Below are 16,148 nucleotides of genomic sequence, written 5' to 3'. Positions count from 1 at the left end.
CGTCGTCGAAACAGGAAGCCCCACCCTCAACGAAGCCACGCCTGTGGCTGAGTAGGGTGGGGTAGTTCACAAACTCCACAATGCTCATCAACTTCTGGAAGTCGTTAAACAGTGTCACCTACGTCTGTGATCTCAAATTGTGCGCCGCCATCGGGAGTTTCAGTTACTTGTATCTCCCAATTATGACCAGTAACAACCTGTTGAACAATACTCAGTCCAAATCCAGTCCCGTTCTCATCGGTTGTATATCCTGTCTCAAAGACGCGGTCACGCTTAGCTGACGAGATTCCCGGTCCGTCATCGGCTACATAAAACCCGTCTGATATAGTATCGACAGTCACGTGAACGTCCGATCCAGCGTGTTCAACTGCATTCCGGAAGAGATTCTCGAAGAGTTGCTGTAGACGGGATTCATCGGCCATTACTCGGTGATTCGCATCAGGTGTGTGTAAGACCGCTTCCGGAGTATGTACATTGTACCACGCATTTTCTGCGACCGTTTTCAATGACACCGGTATCATCTCGCCCACCTCCTCGTCACTCTGTGCGAGTTCTAGAAGTTCGGTAATCAGTACACCCATCCGATCGAGTGCGTTGTCGATAAGCCGCAGTTCATCTCGGTTGATATCTTCTTGGAGAATATCAACATATCCTTGAGCAACGTTCAACGGGTTCCGTAGGTCGTGAGAGACGACGCTTGCGAAATTCTCAAGTCGTTCGTTTTGCCGCTGAATCTCTTGCTCTCGGGCTTTCCGTTCAGAGATATCCTTAATCGTCCCAAAATGATAGGGCGTGCCGCCAACTGACCACTGAGTAGTGACTGTCGTGACAGGAATTTCCTGATTATTGTGCTTGTGTACCGCTTCGTCCCTCCGCGTCTCACCCTCATCAAACGATGCCCAATACCCATCAAATTTGGTTGCATCCATCTCTGGAACGATTTCCCACAGTGGTTTTCCAATCAGTTCTGATGGAGATACACTAAATAAATCAGCGTATGACTGATTGACATGGATATATCGACCATCTTGTCCGTAGATCCCGACCCCCACACCAACGGATTCAACCATTTTGGCAAAAAACTCGGACGGAAGATCGTTTGAACGATCTGTGACCATAGTATATTGGATACGTCAACTGTTAATAAATGGTTTTCATTTGTATGTTACTGACTTTGCAAGCGCATTCTATCGGCTGATTCAGGATTCAGATGGAGAAAATAACGCAATCCCCGTGCTGACTACACCCTCTGTATCTCACACCCCGATCCTATCAGCTCTTAAGGATTTCAACAGAGCCGAATTTCCAGAAGTATCTACTCACCCCTCTCATCAGACCTTCGAGAGCAACGAGTTAGGCCGAAATTCGGCGGACACCACGACGAATACTTTTAGATTCTACTACAGCGGTCAACGCAGAACATGGCTTCAGCGATGTGGGGGAGGGTGGTACATCCCGACGAGCGCTGGAGATGCAAGTACCCCTCAAGGTCACTCCTCAGAGGTAGTGTCGTTAACGAACAGCAGTACCTGATCTCCTGGCGTCAAGTCGTCTACGAGCAGGCCGAACTCATCACGTCCAGCGAACGAGCGCACCCATGGGGCAGGAGCTTCCTTGTCCTCTCGCTCACAGACGAGTTCGATTGTTCCAGTGTCGTCGGCTCGAAGCGTGAACTCCTGCATCTTTCTTCGAGGAGCGAATCCCGCCGTTTACGCTGGGAGTGAATCGGACAAGTCCTCTACAGACCACGTTCTGACGCTGATGCGGATATTTATGTAGCGTCACGTGATAATATGACGGACACCGAGGCGGTTTCACCGCTACCTAACTGCACAGTATCGGGACTCCGAGAATCAGACCGTTCGAGACACTCTCTCGAACCGCTGTGGTGTCTCGGTCAAGATACCTCCGAGTCCCCCTGCCGGGGGAGAGGAGTAACGGCGGTGTGGCCCCGTCCTCAGAAAATCTTCGATTTCTGATGGGCTGCACGAGAACAGCGTTCTCGTGAACGCCATCGGCTCGTCATGCCGACGAGTCGTCAACCAGCAAATATCCCAACCCGGCGGTGCGGTACCGTGGGAAGCCCCGTCGTTTATCACGGGGAGGGGGTCACTTACCATCCATTTGGCTTCAACGTAACAGAGAGAGAGCGCTGGCGGACGACCGAGAGCGGACGCGCTCGCCGTCGCACGCAGCGGCGCGCGTGCTTCGCCGACGGCAGCCACGATCCCCGCGTGTGCGTGGCGGTCTGACGCGCCTCGCACCCGACCCCGTCACCTATTCACACGCGGATCGTCAAATCTGGGTATGACCGCGTTCGCACCCACGCCACGCGGGGGGTCGTTCCCGTCGACGTCCAGCTCGGGTCGCGACCAGAGGGCCGGGCCGTGAGCGGCGACGGCCTGCTGGGGTCGCTGTCGCTCGTGAGCCTGTTGAGCCTCTGTTGTATCGGCTTCGGCGGGCTGGCCGGCGGCGCGGTCGTCGCCGGCGGCGGAGCGTCGGCGAGCGCGTTCACCACCGGCGTGACCGGCGCCCGCGGGGCGCTGATCTCCGGGGTCGTCACGTTCGCGACGGTGTTCGCCGTCGCCGGGGTGATCCGGTGGCGACTGAGCCGAGGAGTGTCGGACGACTGAGCCGAGGAGCTCCCGGTCGGCGACGGTCCGTCAGCGCTGCGGCTCGTCCGGCGCGACTCGCGGCTCGCGGTCCGGGGCGGCGTCTCGGGAGGCGGGAGCGGTCCCCTCGCGATACATCTGGAGCAGCTCCTCGAGGACGACCGCGTGGCGGTCACCCGGGACGTACTGGTGGTCGATGAAGTCCTCGGCGTCGCTGAGGTTCCCCCGGAGCGCGAGCTTCCGCACGAAGGCGACGCTCTCGAAGAACGGGGGGTGGTCCGCGTCGGCGTCGCCGCCGAGCTCGCGCCCCGCCTGCGGCATCACTTCCCCTCTGATCTCCTCGTAATCGATGGTCTCCGGCTCGTAGTCGTCGAGCACCTGATTCAGCACGTAGTCGGTCGAGAACCGATAGAACTCGGACTTGCTCTCGAACTGGCCGCTCTCGACCAGCGACTCGATCTCGCCGACCACCGACTCGGGAAACCGAACCGTGCTCTTCACCATGCGTTCACCAGGCGTCCCCAGGGGTATTACGTTTTTGTCAGACGAGCGAAACAGGTCCGCCAGCGACGGCCGTGCCGGGCGTCGCGCCGCGGCTGGGGCCGACCGGTCGCCGGCGGATCCCGACCGGCGGGGGGTTCCGGTTGCGGATCCGCATGACCGGTTCCGTGAGGCGGCGGGCGAGCTTCAGCCCCCACCTGCTGTGGGGCAGCGGGAACCGGTCTTGGCGTCGGAGCGCCGCCTTCGCCTGCGGGTCGATCTCGTCGGCGTGCATGGCCGATCGTGTGTCGAGGCGGAGTTGAGTCTTCGGGCGATCTGGTCTCGCGCGGCCGCAAGCGACGGCTCCGTCTCCCCGATCGACGACGACTCGCTCCGACACGACGACTCGCTCCGACACGACGGGGGACCGATGGGGACGCCTCCGGGGTGACCTCGCACCGGTACGCTGCTCGACGCGGGCCGCAGAGTCGCCGCGTCCGGAATGGAGGCGAACTAAGTTGTTCGAGGTCATTAAAATGGTCATGGATGCGGAGGCTCCGATCCAACTGCTTCACGTGGACGACGACGAGGAGTTCGCGGAGCTCACCGCCATGTACCTCGCGCGATTCGAGGACCGGATCGCCGTTGAGACGGCCGGGGACGTAGACGAAGGGCTTGAGGCCCTCGCGACCGGCGCGTTCGACTGCGTCGTGTCAGACTACGACATGCCGGGCCGGAACGGAATCGAGTTCCTCGAGGCCGTCCGCGTGGACCGACCGGACCTGCCCTTCATCCTCTTCACCGGCAAAGGGTCGGAGGACGTCGCCAGCGACGCGATCTCCGCGGGCGTTACCGACTACCTGCAGAAGGGCGGGGGCCCCGACCTCTTCGAGCTCCTCGCGAACCGCATCGTCAACGCGGTCGACCGGCGGCGCGCCGAGCGAGAGGCCGACCTCTGGGCGAAGGCCGTCGAGGCCTCGAACGAGGGGATCGCTATCATCGACGGGGACGGTCGCTACACGAAGATGAACGACGCGTACGCCGGACTGTACGGGGTGGAACCGGCGACCCTGATCGGCGAGCCGTGGGTCACGACCGTCCCCGAGGAGGAGGTCGAACGGCTCCAGGCCGACGTGATACCCACGCTCTCGGATGGCCCGTGGTCGGACGAGTCGATCGGCCAGCGGGTCGACGACAGCGTCTACCCGAAGGTGCTCTCGCTCGCCGCTCTCGACGACGGCGGCCACGTCTGCGTCATCCGCGACATCTCCGATCGGAAGGAACGCGAGGCGGAGCTGGAGTCGAACGCGGCGGAGCTGGAGGCGAAGGCCGCCAAGCTGGATATCCTCTTCGAGCAGTCGCCGGACCTCATCGACATTCACGACGCCGACGGGCGGATCGTGGACGCCAACTCTCGGCTGTGTGACGAGCTCGGCTACGACAGGGCGGAGCTGCTTGGCAAGCGCGTCTGGGACGTCGACGAGTCGGTCGACCCGGCGGAGGTCAAGCGGGTGTGGGGAGCGATGGAGCCCGGCGAGATGCGGGAGCTCCGGGGTCGCTACCGTCGCCGCGACGGGTCCACGCTCCCCGTCGTCGTGCACGTGGCACGGACCGACCTCCACGAGACGGACCAGTTTTTCGTCATCGCTCGGGAGTCCGCCGAGGAGTGCTGACCGCGCCGCGCTCCGACTCGCCCCTACCGGCTCGGTACTCCGGCATCTCTTCGGACCGCTCTCTCGGCCGCATCAGCCCGCCGTACACCGGGTGACCGTCGGGCTCCGCCCGGACCGGTCGGGCTCGGCTGAGACGGCGCTCGTCCACACGCAGGGGCTCGGGCTCCGGATCATCTACCGGACCGTCGAGAGCTCCGACGGGACGTTCGAGCCGCTTGAGACCGGCCCCACCGGGACCGTCATCCGGATCGCGCTGCCGACCGTCGACGACTCCCGAGCGGGGGCGCCGAGTCCTCCGCGGAACCGGCCGGCGAGTCCCGATTGGCGGGCTACTCCCTTCTGGCCGCCGCGACCGCATCGACCGTCCGCCGCGCGTTCTCGGCGATGACCTCGTACTCCCCGTCCGCGACGGCCTCGCCGTCGACGATCGCGCTGCCGACGCCGACGGCGGCGGCGCCGGCCTCGACGTACTCGCCGGCGTTCGAAGGGCCGACGCCGCCGGTCGGCACCAGCGGGACCTGCGGGAGCGGACCGCCGAGGGCCGCGACGTGCTCCGGCCCGCCGGTCGCGGCCGGGAACACCTTCACGAAGTCGGCGCCGGCCTCGTACGCCGTGACCGCCTCCGTCGGGGTGAACGCCCCGGTCGCGACCGGCGTCCCGTAGCGGTTCCCGGTCTCGATGACGCCGGTGTCGACCGTCGGCGTGACGAGGAACTCGGCGCCCGCGAGCTGGACCGCTCGGGCCGTCTCGGCGTCCAAGACCGTCCCGGCGCCGACGAGGGCGTCGTCGAACCGGTCGGCGAGCCGCGCTATCGTCTCCGCGACGCGCGGCGTGTCCGCGGTCACCTCGAGGGCCGCAACCCCGCCGTCGACGACCGCGTCCGCCACGTCGACCGCTGCGTCCGGCTCTACGCCGCGCAGGATCGCGATCACGCCGCCCTCGCGAATCCGCTCGGCTCGTCGTGCGTGCATGCGACTACTCCGAGCGGGAGCCCTGATAAAGCGGCCGGCTCGCCGCGAGCGGTCGCCGCCGCCCGAAACGACTAACGGCGCCCGTCGGGTACCGCCACGGGATCAGAATGAGCGAGATCGTCGACTACGAGCTGTTCGAGGTGCCGCCGCGGTGGCTCTTTTTGCGCGTGGAAACGGACGAGGGGACGGTCGGGTGGGGGGAGCCGGTCGTCGAGGGCCGGTCGAAGACGGTCCGCACCGGGGTCGAGGAGCTGTTCGAGAGCTACCTGCTGGGGAAGGAGGCGGGCCGGATCGAGGACCACTGGCAGGCGATGTACCGCGGCGGCTTCTACCGCGGCGGGCCAGTGCTGATGAGCGCGATCGCCGGCGTTGACCAGGCGTTGTGGGACGTCAAGGGGAAAGAGCTCGGCGTCCCCGTCCACGACCTGCTCGGCGGCGCGGCGCGCGACCGCATTCGGGTGTACCAGTGGATCGGCGGCGATCGCCCTTCAGACGTGGCCGAGCAGGCCCGCGAGCAGGTCGACGCGGGGTTCACGGCGCTGAAGATGAACGCCACCGAGGAGATCGAGCGGGTCGACGACCCCGCCACCGTCGACGCCGCCGCGACGCGCCTCCGGGAGGTCCGGGAGGCCGTCGGCGACGAGGTCGGCATCGGCGTCGACTTCCACGGCCGCGTCTCCAAGCCGATGGCGAAGCGGCTCGTCGAGGCGCTGGCGCCGTACGACCCGATGTTCGTCGAGGAGCCGGTCCTCTCGGGCAACAACGACGCGCTTCCCGAGATCGCCGCGCACACGACGACGCCGATCGCGACGGGGGAGCGCATGTACTCGCGATGGGACTTCAAGGAGGTCTTCGAGGACGGCGCCGTCGACGTGATCCAGCCGGACCTCTCGCACGCGGGCGGGATCACGGAGGTCCGGAAGATCGCGGCGATGGCCGAGGCGTACGACGTGGCGATGGCGCCGCACTGCCCGCTCGGCCCGATCGCGCTCGCCTCCTGCCTGCAGGTCGACGCCTGCTCGCCCAACGCCTTCATTCAGGAGCAGAGCCTCGACATCCACTACAACGAAGCGAGCGACGTGCTCGACTACCTCGCGGACCCCTCCGTCTTCGACTACGAGGACGGCTACGTGCAGATCCCCGACGCGCCGGGACTCGGGATCGAGATCGACGAGGAGTACGTCCGCCAGCAGGCCGAGGAAGACGTCGACTGGCACAACCCGGTCTGGCGCCACGCCGACGGGAGCGTCGCGGAGTGGTAGGCGGCCGGAGCGTCGCGGAGCGGTGAGCGGCGGGAGCGCCGCCGGTCGCCGATCGACGGGTAACGCCTCCCCGCAGACGGTGCCTATTTGACCGGAGGCGTCGCCATATCGGGTATGTCATCGAGCGATCCGACCGCGAACGCGGTCGAGGGCAGACACGCCGACAGGGTCGTCGTCGTCACGGGCTCCACCCGCGGGATCGGCGAGGGCGTCGCTCGCCGCTTCGCGGCCGAGGGCGCAGCGGTCGTCGTGACCGGGCGCTCCGCCGACAGCGGGCGAGCGGTCGTCGAGGAGATCGAGGCGGGGGGCGGCGACGCGACGTTCGTCTGCGCGGACATGCGCGAGCCCGCCGAGATCGAGGCGCTCGTCGATCACGCCGTCGCGGAGTACGGCCGGATCGACGCCCTGGTGAACAACGCGGGCGTCCAGACGGAGACGACCGCGAGCGAGGCCGGGATGGATGACTGGGAGTTCGTCCTCGAGACCGACTTCCGGGCGTACTGGCTGTGCGCGAAGCACGCGGCCGACCACATGCCGCCGGGCGGGACGATCCTCAACACCTCCTCGAACCACGCGTTCCTCACGATGCCGGGGCTGTTCCCGTACAACGCGGTGAAGGCCGGCATCAACGGGATGACCCGCGCGCTCGCGCTGGAACTCGGCCCGGCCGGGATCACGGTGAACACGATCAATCCCGGTTGGATCGAGATCGAGCGCACCGAGGCGGAGCTGGGCGACGACTACGAGTACACGGAGGCGATCCACCCCGTCGGTCGCCTCGGGACGCCCGCGGACGTGGCCGGGCTCGCGGCGTTCCTCGCGAGCGACGACGCGACGTTCCTCACGGGCGAGAGCGTTCTCGTCGACGGCGGGCGGTCGCAAGTGATGCAAGACGAGCTCTACCTCGACTACCGTCGGGACGCGTGAGTCGGTAGCGCGGTCAGCCTCCCGTGATTTCGACCGGAGCGCCTACTCGAGGGTCCGGAACGCCTCGTCGACGAGTTCCCCGGTGTCCGCGACGATGTCGGCCATCTCCTCGTCGTCCGGCGCCATGCCGACGAGCCGCGCGATGCGCATGATGGAGACGTGGTAGACGCGCTGTTTGTCGGGCGCTTCCTCCCAGACGACGACGTTACACGGCATCAGCGCCCCGAGCGTGTTGTCCGTCGCGTCGAGCGCCCGGTCGGCGACCTCGGGGTTACACGCGCCGAGCACGTAGTACGGGTCGCGGTCCGCGTCGTCGGACTGCGTCCGACTGCCTGAGGCGCTTCGCGCCTCTCTGTCGACTTTCTCGTTGAGCATCTCCGACGGAGAGAACTCCACGGGGATGCCGAAGCCGGCGTCGGTGAACGCGTCGCGGACGCGTTCGATCGCCTCCTCGTGGCTCGCTTCGAGGGTCGTCTGCGCTTCGCCGATGTCGTTGGGGTCGATCTGGCTCGGGTCGATGGGAAGCACCATTCGTGTACTGTATTGGGCAGAATAAACAAAATACCACCGGTGACTCTCACGGAGCGGATCGGCGGCTCCGGCCCGGGGTTCGAGACGCTCGCGGCGGCGAGGCGGGTCTCGGTTCTCAATGAGGTTGGGGCCCGTGCCGGAGTTCGCCGCGTTTATTTGTCGGACGCGCCGGCGCCCCGTCGCGACGCGTACCGGAACCGACAGCCGACGCGCGATCGGCGCCAGTCCGTGCGGAACTGCGGGACCGCGAGGCGGGTGACGACCTCCTCCTCTCTCGCCCCAGAATATTGTATATTCTGTGCAAATACATAAGTCGGAGGAGTCCGTACTGGAGACCGATGACTGAGGAAATCGAGGAGATCCGGCGGCAGAAGATCGAGGAGCTTCGAAATCGAGACGGGACGGAGGCGGCCGACGAGGCGGCGACCGACGAGACGGGGCCGCAGAGCCCGTCCGAACCGGTCCCGGTCGGCGGGGAGGCGGAGCTGAACGATATCGTCTCCGAGCACGACGTCGTGTTGATCGACTTCTACGCCGACTGGTGTGGCCCCTGTCAGATGCTCGAACCGGTCGTCGAAACGGTCGCCGCCGAGACGGACGCGACCGTGGCGAAGGTCGACGTCGACGCGAACCAGGGGCTCGCCGCCGACTACGGCGTCCGAGGGGTCCCGACGCTGGTCCTGTTCGCCGACGGGGAGCCGGTCGAGCAGCTCGTGGGGATGCAGGACGAAGCGCGCCTCCGATCCGCGATCGAGGAACACGCCTGACTCGCCCGAACCCGTGAGACGGGCCGACCCGGCGTCGCGATCCGCCCGGCGCGGGCGTCCGCGACCGACCGGTGACGACCCTCGCCGCGCCCGCCGTCGGGAGACCCGCCCGCGTGCGGTTCCACGGATTTTCATACTCTTGGAACTGATATACAATACTAATGCCGAGCGGACGCAACCGACACCCGTGAGACGCCCATGACAGACATCGAACCCGACGAGACCGTCGACGCCAGAGGCGCCGCCTGCCCCGGTCCGCTGATGGACCTCATCGGCGCGATCCGGGGCGCCGACTCCGGCGCGGTGGTCCGGCTGCTGAGCGACAACGAGCAGTCGCGCACCGACGTCCCGGAGTGGGCCGCGGAGGCAGGGAACGAGCTGCTCAACGTCGAAGAGGGAGACGACCACGTCGCGTTCTACGTGGAGAAGGCATGACGGAACGCGTCGTCATCGTCGGCGGCGGGACCGGCGGGTCGGTCCTCGCGAACGACCTCGCCGACCGGCTCGAACCGGAGCTCGACGCCGGCGACGTCGAGGTCACTCTCGTCAACGACGGCCCGGACCACGTTTATAAGCCGGTGTGGCTGTACGTCCCGTTCGGCCGGCGCGAACCGGTCGACGGCCGACGTCGCCTCGACGAGCTCGTCGACGACGCGGTCGACCTCCGGATCGACCGCGTGACCGACGTCGACACCGGCGCCGATCGGCTCCGGTTCGATGACGGTCCCCCCGCGGACTACGACCGCCTCGTGCTGGCGACCGGGTCGACGCTGGAGCCGGAGCGGATCCCCGGCCTCGCGGAGGGCGGCCACGACTTCTACGGTGAGTCGAGCGCGACCGCCCTCCGAGAGGAGCTGCTGTCGTTCACCGAGGGCGAGCTCGTGTTGAGCGTCATCGGCACGCCGCACATGTGCCCGGCGGCGCCCCTCGAGTTCGTCTTCATGGTCGACGACTGGTTCCGGGAGCGCGGGCTTCGCGAGGACGTCGAGATCACCTACACGTACCCGATCCAGCGCGTCCACGGGAATCCCCACATCGCCGAGTGGGCCCGCCCCATCATGGAGGAGCGCGACATCGACGTGGAGACGTTCTTCAACGCCGAGTCGGTCGACCCCGACGCGGAGACGATCGCGTCGATAGAGGGGACCGAACTCGAATACGACCTCCTCGTGTCGATCCCGCCCCACGGCGGCGTCGACCTGATCGAGGAGGCCGGGCTCGGCGACGACGGCTGGGTCGACGTCGACAAGCACACGCTGGAGGCCGAGGCCGCGGAGAACGTCTACGCGCTCGGGGACACCGCCGACACCGGCGTTCCGAACGCGGGCAGCGTGGCGCACTACCAGGCCGGCGTCGTCGGCCGGCGCCTCGCGAGCGAGGTCCGAGACCGCCCGGCGACGGCGACGTACGACGGCAAGACCCTGTGTTTCATCGAGACCGGGATGGACGCGGCCTCGTTCGTCGAGTTCGACTACGAGAACCCGCCGTCGCCCGCGCCGCCCTCCGAGAAGCTCCACTGGTCGAAGCTGGCGTACAACGAGTCCTACTGGCTCACCGCGCGGGGGCTGCTCTGACTATGTCGGAGACGCAGGGCCCGGATCCGACGGATCTCGAGGCGGCGATCGCGGAGAACCCGGAGGCGGTCGCCGCGTTCGTGGAGCGGCTCGACGCGGTCAACGAGCTGCTGGACGTGCTCGCCTTGGGCGAGGGCGCGCTCTCCGACGAGATGGTCCGCGAGCTCTCGGCCACGGGGTCGACGCTCGCGGAGTCCGCGGACGGCCTCGCCACCGACGAGACCGTGGCGCTGGCCGAGACGGTCGGCGAGAACGGCGACGAGTTACGCGAGGCGCTCGACACGCTGCTCGAACTCCAGCGGAGCGGCACGCTCGACGAGGTGGCCGAGCTCGCCGAGGTCGGCTCGCTGGCGACCGCGGCCCTCGACGACGAGATGGTGACGTCGCTGGCCGGGACCGGCGCCGCGCTCGGCGAGGTGGCACAGACCGCGGCCGACGACGACACGCGCGACGGCGTCGAGACGCTGCTCAAAAGCGTCGGTGAAGCGGAGCGCGAGTCGCCCGAGCGGGTCGGGGCCGTCGGGCTGCTCCGCGGCGTGCGCGACCCGGAGGTCCAGTACGGGCTGGGCTACCTGCTGGCGGTGGCGAGCGCGATCGGTCGCGAGCGCACCGCCGCGGAGTCCGACTAGCGCCCGATCGGGGGTTCGGGTCGGGCCGCGCTCGCGAAGTGGAACCGGGAGTCCGTTCCGCGGCGCTTAGACGAGGAGCTGGATGTCCGCCTCGGCCATGTCCTGAAGGGCGGTCGCGGCGCCGACGCCCGTGGTGACGCCGTCGTAGAAGTCGTCCTCGTCGTAGTCCATCAGATCGATGGTCATCTGACACGCCTGGAACTCGACGCCCATGTCCAGGCTCGTCTCGAGGAGCTCCTCGATCGTGGCGGTGTCGTTGTCCGCGATCCGCTTTTCCATCATCTTCGTCGTGACGCGGTCCATGCCGGGGAGCGCGGCGACCGCGTTCGGGACGGGCATGTTGGGGTTGCCGACGGAGCTGAGCTTGAGGTCCTTCGAGCGCTCCTCGTGGAGGATGTCGAGCCCCCAGAACGTGTGAAAGACGGTCACCTCGTAGCCGAACGCGGCCGCGGTGCTGGCGAGGATGAGCGGCGGGTACGCCATGTCGAGCGTCCCCTTCGTCGCGATGATGCTCATCTTCTTGGCGCCGTCCTCGTCGGTAGCCGCGGCGAGCGCGTCCTCTAGCTCGTCGACGCGCGCAGCCAGCTCCGCGCGCGAGGGAGGGTCGTCGGCCGGCACGTCCTCGGCCGAGGCGTCGTCGGCCGGCGCGTCGGGTGTGTCCGTGCTCATCGTCACTCCGTCTTGCGGACGTAGTGTTTGTACACGTCGTCGCCTTCCTCCTGGCCGACGAGCTCGACGCCCGCGGTCCCGTCCGCCCAGCCGTCGAGGTCGCTCATGCTGCCGGGGTCGGTCGCCAGCACTTCGAGGACCGCACCCGCGTCGAGGTCGTCGATAGCGGACTTTGTCTTTACAACCGGCATGGGGCACGATGCGCCTTTCACGTCGAGCGTCTCCGCGATGTCGTATTCGGCACTCATATTGGATCTGCTCCGTTGGTCGTATTGGAGCTATCACACAATATCCCTGCGATGGTTAAAAGAATGTTGTTTCTTGGGCTGACTGTGAATATCTGTTTTCTCTCAAAACCCCTAAAATCGGGTTCCACACCTGTTTAGGCTATTAAACGCTCCTTTTCCGCTATCTTGTATTGTACAAATATTGAATTACTATCCGAACCCTTTTCTACACGCGACCGATACGATGGGGTGTACAACATGGACGCCGACGAGTTTCCGACGCCGGACGTCGAAGTGGAATCGACCGCGCCGAACGAACTGAAAGACCGGATCGACGCGGGCGAGGACGTGACGCTCCTCGACGCGCGCATGGAGTCCGACTACGAGGAGTGGCGCATCGACGGCGAGAACGTCACGTCGATCAACGTCCCGTACTTCGAGTTCCTCGACGACGCGATCGACGACGACGTCCTCGACCGGATCCCCGACGACCGCGAGGTGACCGTCCTCTGCGCGAAGGGCGGCGCCAGCGAGTACGTCGCGGGCACGCTCGCGGAGCGCGGCTACGACGTCGACCACCTCGAAGACGGAATGAACGGTTGGGCGAGGGTCTACGAGGCCGTCGAGGTCGACCGCTACGACGGCGCCGGCACGCTCCTCCAGTACCAGCGCCCCTCCTCGGGCTGTCTCGGCTACCTCCTCTATCACGACGGCGAGGCCGCGATCATCGACCCGCTGCGGGCGTTCACCGACCGCTACCGCGACGACGCCGACGAGCTCGGCGTCGACCTGAAGTACGCCATCGACACCCACGTCCACGCCGACCACATCTCCGGCGTGCGCGACCTCGACGCGGCGGGCGTCGAGGGAGTCATCCCCGAGGCCGCGGTCGGCCGCGGCGTCACGTACGCCGACGAGCTGACCACGGCCGAGGACGGCGATACCTTCGAGGTCGGCGACGCGACGATCGAGACCGTCCACACGCCCGGCCACACGACCGGGATGACCTCCTACCTCGTCGACGGGAGCCTCCTCGCAACCGGCGACGGGCTGTTCGTCGAGAGCGTCGCCCGCCCGGACCTCGAGGAGGGCGACGAGGGCGCGCCCGACGCCGCGCGCATGCTGTACGAATCCCTACAGGAGCGCGTCCTCTCGCTGCCCGACGACACCCTGATCGGCGGCGCGCACTTCAGCGACGCCGCGGTCCCGGCCGACGACGGCACCTACACGGCCCCCATCGGCGAACTCGTCGCGGAGATGGACGCGCTCACGATGGACGAAGGGGAGTTCGTCGACCTGATCCTCTCGGACATGCCCCCGCGGCCGGCCAACTACGAGGACATCATCGCGACGAACCTCGGGCAGAACGCCGTCGACGACGAGGAGGCGTTCACCTTAGAGCTCGGGCCGAACAACTGCGCGGCCAGCCAAGAGTCGCTCGCGGGTGACTGACGACGCACATGGTCGCTGACCCAGTACTGCTTCAGGCCGTCGCCGAGCTGTTCCCCAACGGGATCAGCCGGTACGCCGTCGGGGGGCTGCTCGTCGGCCTCGGGACCGTCCTGATCTACGTCGGAACGGGAATCCCGGCCGGGGCGAGCACGTTCCTCGAGTCGACGCTGTCGTACGTCTCCGGTCAGTCGCGGTTTCAGCGGTACGTCGGCTCGCGGGACTGGCGGCTCGTGTTCACGGCCGGGATCGTCCTGGGCGGGCTCGCGTTCGCCGCGACGTTCCAGTCCGGCGTAGTCACCAGTTCACTGTACGAGCCCGGAACGACCGGCCAGCTGTACGAGGTCGCCGGCGTGACGCTCTGGACGACCGACGTCCAGCCGTGGCGGCTGTTCCTCGGCGGCATCCTGGTCGGCATCGGGACCCGCGTCGGGAAGGGGTGTACGTCCGGCCACGGCGTCTGCGGCGTCGGGTCGGCGTCGAAGACGTCGCTGGTCGGCGTCGCGACGTTCCTGACCGTGGCGATCGGGACCGCGCAGGTCGTCGCGGCGCTGGGGGTGAGCCCGTAGATGGCGGACCGTCATCCCCTGTTCAAGCCGCTGGTGTTCGTCGGCGGCATCATCTTCGGGTTCGGGCTCGGGTTCAGCCACATGGCGCGACCGGAGGTCGTGGTGAACTTCCTCCTGTTCGAGGACCTCGGCCTCCCGTTCGTGATGTTCGGGGCCGCGATCGTCTCCGGCGTCGCGTTCGCGCTGCTGCCTCGGGTCCGAGACGCGGCGCCCCTCACGGGCGACCCCTACGAGCGGCGGCTGAAGCCGTTCGACCGGAACGTCCTCGTCGGCGGCGCGGTGTTCGGCGTCGGCTGGGGGCTCTCCGGCATCTGTCCGGGGGCCGCGTACGCCAGCCTCGGGGTCGGTAACGTCACCATCCTCTGGGCGCTCGGCGGCATGTTCGTCGGGGCGTACGCACAAGGGTACTGGCGGAGCCGGAGCGGGACCCGCGACGCCGCCGCGGCGGGCGCGGACTGACACACCCGCTCGATGGACCCCGCTCTCATCGCCCTCTTCGTCGGCGCGGCGCTCGCCAGCCTGTTCATGGCGTGGGTGATCGGCGCCGGGTCGAGCGGCGCGACGCCGTTCGCCCCCGCCGTCGGCGCGAACGCCATCGGAACGATGCGCGCGGCCCTGCTGGTCGGCGTCTTCGGCTTCGTCGGCGCCGTGACGCAGGGCGGCAACGTCTCGGAGGCCGTCGGCAGCGGCCTCGTCGGCGGGATCAGCCTGCCGGTCGCCGGCGTCATCCTCGTGCTCGTCCTCGGCGCCGGGCTGATGGCGGTCGGCATCACGACGGGGATCCCGATCGCGACCGCGTTCACCGTGACCGGCGCCGTCATCGGCGTCGGCCTCGCGCTCGGCGGGACGCCGGTCTGGGCGAAGTACCAGCAGATCGGCGCCGTCTGGGTCCTGACCCCGTTCGTCGGCGGCGGCGTCGCGTTCGGGATCGCCAGCGTCCTCCCGCGGTCCGACGCGCCGGAGCGGTGCTGTGTTCCGGCGCTTGCCGGCCTCGTGGGGAGCGTCCTGGTGAACGTCCGGTTCAGTTTCCTCGGCGACGGGGCCGAGTCGGGGACCGTCCGCGGCCTCGGACAGCGCGCACTGGGGGTCGACGGGCTCGCGTCGGCGGTCGCGATCACCGGCCTCGCCGCGCTGGCCGTCGCGGCCGTCGTCTGGTGGGACGTGAGCCGCGACGAAGCGGGCGGGCTCCGGCGCGTGCTGCTCGCGCTCGGGTCGCTCGTCGCGTTCTCCGCGGGCGGGAGTCAGGTCGGGCTGGCGGTCGGGCCGCTGCTCCCGCTGCTCGACGAGGTGGGGATGATCTCGACGACCGCGGTGCTCGTGGGCGGCGGGCTAGGGATGCTCGTCGGCTCGTGGACCGGCGCGCCCCGGATGATCAAGTCGCTCGCGCAGGACTACTCCTCGCTCGGGCCGCGGCGCTCCATCTCGGCGCTCGTCCCGTCCTTTTTGATCGCGCAGCTGGCGGTCCTGCTCGGCGTTCCCGTCTCGTTCAATGAGATCGTCGTGAGCGCGATCATCGGGAGCGGCGCCGCGGTGGGCGGGCGAGACGCGGTGGACGCCCGGAAGATCCTCGTGACAGTCGGGGCGTGGGCGGGCTCGTTCGCCCTCGCGTTCGCCCTCGCGTACGCCGCCGCGGCGCTCCTTTTATAAACGGCGCGCCGCGGCGTCAGTTTCTTATAAATGTCAGAAGCGGTGGCGCGTGCCGATGAGCGCCAGAAGGGCGCGAGTCGCACGCGCGAGGTCGCCGGCGGCGAAGCCGCCGGCTGCCAGAGAATCTTCGATTCTCGCTGGAGTCGGGGGGGGGGGGGGGG

20 protein-coding genes are annotated in these 16,148 nt (G+C 67.3%); 12 read left to right on the top strand and 8 right to left on the bottom strand.

Annotation, left to right across the window (positions count from 1 at the left end; all coding sequences use genetic code 11):
• Positions 1-104: 104 nt before the first annotated feature.
• Together N5096_RS12895 and N5096_RS12890 are read right to left on the bottom strand one after the other, a co-directional pair.
• A complete protein-coding gene (locus N5096_RS12895) occupies positions 105-1,118 on the bottom strand; it encodes a two-component system sensor histidine kinase NtrB (protein WP_267665235.1) in 1,014 nt (337 codons plus the stop codon).
• A gap of 372 nt (positions 1,119-1,490) precedes the next feature.
• Positions 1,491-1,682: a hypothetical protein gene (locus tag N5096_RS12890; RefSeq protein ID WP_267665234.1), complete on the bottom strand. Its 192-nt coding sequence runs from the start codon at positions 1,680-1,682 to the stop codon at positions 1,491-1,493.
• Between the two features lie 705 nt (positions 1,683-2,387).
• On the opposite strand from N5096_RS12890, the gene N5096_RS12885 reads away from it, so the two are divergent.
• On the top strand, positions 2,388-2,633 hold the full coding sequence (locus N5096_RS12885; protein WP_267665233.1) for a hypothetical protein: 246 nt from the start codon (positions 2,388-2,390) through the stop codon (positions 2,631-2,633).
• A gap of 30 nt (positions 2,634-2,663) precedes the next feature.
• On the opposite strand, the gene N5096_RS12880 is transcribed toward N5096_RS12885, so the two are convergent.
• Positions 2,664-3,116: a hypothetical protein gene (locus N5096_RS12880; protein WP_267665232.1), complete on the bottom strand. Its 453-nt coding sequence runs from the start codon at positions 3,114-3,116 to the stop codon at positions 2,664-2,666.
• A gap of 37 nt (positions 3,117-3,153) precedes the next feature.
• The gene (locus tag N5096_RS16560; RefSeq protein WP_417448658.1) at positions 3,154-3,387 is read right to left on the bottom strand and encodes a hypothetical protein; all 234 of its coding nucleotides are present in this window, start codon (positions 3,385-3,387) and stop codon (positions 3,154-3,156) included.
• A 247-nt stretch (positions 3,388-3,634) separates the two neighbouring features.
• Here N5096_RS16560 and N5096_RS12870 point away from each other — a divergent pair, with 247 nt between their 5' ends.
• Positions 3,635-4,765 carry a PAS domain-containing response regulator gene (locus N5096_RS12870; RefSeq protein WP_267665231.1) on the top strand — a complete coding sequence of 377 codons (1,131 nt, stop codon included), beginning with the start codon at positions 3,635-3,637 and terminating at the stop codon, positions 4,763-4,765.
• A 329-nt stretch (positions 4,766-5,094) separates the two neighbouring features.
• Here N5096_RS12870 and N5096_RS12865 read toward each other — a convergent pair whose 3' ends face one another.
• Positions 5,095-5,736 (bottom strand): bifunctional 4-hydroxy-2-oxoglutarate aldolase/2-dehydro-3-deoxy-phosphogluconate aldolase, encoded by a 642-nt coding sequence (locus N5096_RS12865; RefSeq protein ID WP_267665230.1) that lies wholly within the window; start codon positions 5,734-5,736, stop codon positions 5,095-5,097.
• Positions 5,737-5,843: 107 nt separating this feature from the next.
• Between N5096_RS12865 and dgoD the strand changes: the two genes are divergently transcribed.
• Positions 5,844-6,998 (top strand): galactonate dehydratase, encoded by a 1,155-nt coding sequence (dgoD, locus tag N5096_RS12860; protein ID WP_267665229.1) that lies wholly within the window; start codon positions 5,844-5,846, stop codon positions 6,996-6,998.
• A gap of 114 nt (positions 6,999-7,112) precedes the next feature.
• Positions 7,113-7,925 (top strand): SDR family NAD(P)-dependent oxidoreductase, encoded by an 813-nt coding sequence (locus N5096_RS12855; RefSeq protein ID WP_267665228.1) that lies wholly within the window; start codon positions 7,113-7,115, stop codon positions 7,923-7,925.
• 42 nt (positions 7,926-7,967) lie between these two features.
• Here the strand turns inward: N5096_RS12855 and N5096_RS12850 are convergent, their stop codons facing one another.
• Complete coding sequence (locus N5096_RS12850) at positions 7,968-8,456, bottom strand: DUF302 domain-containing protein (RefSeq protein WP_267665227.1); 489 nt, start codon at positions 8,454-8,456, stop codon at positions 7,968-7,970.
• 338 nt (positions 8,457-8,794) lie between these two features.
• Between N5096_RS12850 and trxA the strand changes: the two genes are divergently transcribed.
• From trxA to N5096_RS12830, 4 genes are all read left to right on the top strand, one after another.
• Entirely contained in the window at positions 8,795-9,223 is a 429-nt protein-coding gene (gene trxA, locus N5096_RS12845) for a thioredoxin (RefSeq protein ID WP_267665226.1), read from the top strand.
• 198 nt (positions 9,224-9,421) lie between these two features.
• Positions 9,422-9,658 (top strand): sulfurtransferase TusA family protein, encoded by a 237-nt coding sequence (locus N5096_RS12840; RefSeq protein ID WP_267665225.1) that lies wholly within the window; start codon positions 9,422-9,424, stop codon positions 9,656-9,658.
• Complete coding sequence (locus N5096_RS12835; RefSeq protein WP_267665224.1) at positions 9,655-10,797, top strand: NAD(P)/FAD-dependent oxidoreductase; 1,143 nt, start codon at positions 9,655-9,657, stop codon at positions 10,795-10,797. Before N5096_RS12840 ends, N5096_RS12835 begins: the two co-directional genes overlap by 4 nt.
• Positions 10,798-10,799: 2 nt before the next feature.
• Positions 10,800-11,426 carry a helical membrane plugin domain-containing protein gene (locus N5096_RS12830; protein ID WP_267665223.1) on the top strand — a complete coding sequence of 209 codons (627 nt, stop codon included), beginning with the start codon at positions 10,800-10,802 and terminating at the stop codon, positions 11,424-11,426.
• A gap of 66 nt (positions 11,427-11,492) precedes the next feature.
• Here the strand turns inward: N5096_RS12830 and N5096_RS12825 are convergent, their stop codons facing one another.
• Complete coding sequence (locus tag N5096_RS12825; RefSeq protein ID WP_267665222.1) at positions 11,493-12,095, bottom strand: DsrE/DsrF/DrsH-like family protein; 603 nt, start codon at positions 12,093-12,095, stop codon at positions 11,493-11,495.
• A gap of 2 nt (positions 12,096-12,097) precedes the next feature.
• Positions 12,098-12,343, bottom strand: coding sequence for a sulfurtransferase TusA family protein (locus N5096_RS12820; RefSeq protein ID WP_267665221.1), 246 nt, complete (start codon positions 12,341-12,343; stop codon positions 12,098-12,100).
• A 237-nt stretch (positions 12,344-12,580) separates the two neighbouring features.
• On the opposite strand from N5096_RS12820, the gene N5096_RS12815 reads away from it, so the two are divergent.
• Genes N5096_RS12815 through N5096_RS12800 form a run of 4 tightly spaced genes read left to right on the top strand, consistent with a single transcriptional unit; the run spans position 12,581 to position 15,987 of the window.
• A complete protein-coding gene (locus N5096_RS12815; protein ID WP_267665220.1) occupies positions 12,581-13,774 on the top strand; it encodes an MBL fold metallo-hydrolase in 1,194 nt (397 codons plus the stop codon).
• Between the two features lie 8 nt (positions 13,775-13,782).
• Positions 13,783-14,340: a YeeE/YedE family protein gene (locus N5096_RS12810; protein ID WP_267665219.1), complete on the top strand. Its 558-nt coding sequence runs from the start codon at positions 13,783-13,785 to the stop codon at positions 14,338-14,340.
• Complete coding sequence (locus tag N5096_RS12805) at positions 14,341-14,799, top strand: YeeE/YedE family protein (RefSeq protein WP_267665218.1); 459 nt, start codon at positions 14,341-14,343, stop codon at positions 14,797-14,799.
• Positions 14,800-14,811: 12 nt separating this feature from the next.
• Positions 14,812-15,987 carry an inorganic phosphate transporter gene (locus tag N5096_RS12800; protein ID WP_267665217.1) on the top strand — a complete coding sequence of 392 codons (1,176 nt, stop codon included), beginning with the start codon at positions 14,812-14,814 and terminating at the stop codon, positions 15,985-15,987.
• Positions 15,988-16,148: the final 161 nt, after the last annotated feature.

It is taken from the genome of Halorubrum yunnanense (assembly GCF_026586675.1).
Taxonomy (GTDB): Archaea; Halobacteriota; Halobacteria; order Halobacteriales; family Haloferacaceae; genus Halorubrum; species Halorubrum yunnanense.
Note: the sequence above shows the minus strand (reverse complement) of the source record. Positions and strands in the feature narration are given on the sequence as shown.

What these genes read in the sequence shown, in the direction of transcription:
- N5096_RS12895 (WP_267665235.1), bottom strand. Translation starts at nt 1,118, where the DNA reads ATGGTCACAGATCGTTCAAACGATCTTCCGTCCGAGTTTTTTGCCAAA.
- N5096_RS12840 (WP_267665225.1), top strand. Translation starts at nt 9,422, where the DNA reads ATGACAGACATCGAACCCGACGAGACCGTCGACGCCAGAGGCGCCGCC.
- N5096_RS12820 (WP_267665221.1), bottom strand. Translation starts at nt 12,343, where the DNA reads ATGAGTGCCGAATACGACATCGCGGAGACGCTCGACGTGAAAGGCGCA.
- N5096_RS12865 (WP_267665230.1), bottom strand. Translation starts at nt 5,736, where the DNA reads ATGCACGCACGACGAGCCGAGCGGATTCGCGAGGGCGGCGTGATCGCG.
- N5096_RS12830 (WP_267665223.1), top strand. Translation starts at nt 10,800, where the DNA reads ATGTCGGAGACGCAGGGCCCGGATCCGACGGATCTCGAGGCGGCGATC.
- N5096_RS12835 (WP_267665224.1), top strand. Translation starts at nt 9,655, where the DNA reads ATGACGGAACGCGTCGTCATCGTCGGCGGCGGGACCGGCGGGTCGGTC.
- dgoD (WP_267665229.1), top strand. Translation starts at nt 5,844, where the DNA reads ATGAGCGAGATCGTCGACTACGAGCTGTTCGAGGTGCCGCCGCGGTGG.
- N5096_RS12825 (WP_267665222.1), bottom strand. Translation starts at nt 12,095, where the DNA reads ATGAGCACGGACACACCCGACGCGCCGGCCGACGACGCCTCGGCCGAG.
- N5096_RS12805 (WP_267665218.1), top strand. Translation starts at nt 14,341, where the DNA reads ATGGCGGACCGTCATCCCCTGTTCAAGCCGCTGGTGTTCGTCGGCGGC.
- N5096_RS12815 (WP_267665220.1), top strand. Translation starts at nt 12,581, where the DNA reads ATGGACGCCGACGAGTTTCCGACGCCGGACGTCGAAGTGGAATCGACC.
- N5096_RS12855 (WP_267665228.1), top strand. Translation starts at nt 7,113, where the DNA reads ATGTCATCGAGCGATCCGACCGCGAACGCGGTCGAGGGCAGACACGCC.
- N5096_RS12890 (WP_267665234.1), bottom strand. Translation starts at nt 1,682, where the DNA reads ATGCAGGAGTTCACGCTTCGAGCCGACGACACTGGAACAATCGAACTC.
- N5096_RS16560 (WP_417448658.1), bottom strand. Translation starts at nt 3,387, where the DNA reads ATGCACGCCGACGAGATCGACCCGCAGGCGAAGGCGGCGCTCCGACGC.
- N5096_RS12850 (WP_267665227.1), bottom strand. Translation starts at nt 8,456, where the DNA reads ATGGTGCTTCCCATCGACCCGAGCCAGATCGACCCCAACGACATCGGC.
- N5096_RS12800 (WP_267665217.1), top strand. Translation starts at nt 14,812, where the DNA reads ATGGACCCCGCTCTCATCGCCCTCTTCGTCGGCGCGGCGCTCGCCAGC.
- N5096_RS12810 (WP_267665219.1), top strand. Translation starts at nt 13,783, where the DNA reads ATGGTCGCTGACCCAGTACTGCTTCAGGCCGTCGCCGAGCTGTTCCCC.
- N5096_RS12870 (WP_267665231.1), top strand. Translation starts at nt 3,635, where the DNA reads ATGGATGCGGAGGCTCCGATCCAACTGCTTCACGTGGACGACGACGAG.
- trxA (WP_267665226.1), top strand. Translation starts at nt 8,795, where the DNA reads ATGACTGAGGAAATCGAGGAGATCCGGCGGCAGAAGATCGAGGAGCTT.
- N5096_RS12880 (WP_267665232.1), bottom strand. Translation starts at nt 3,116, where the DNA reads ATGGTGAAGAGCACGGTTCGGTTTCCCGAGTCGGTGGTCGGCGAGATC.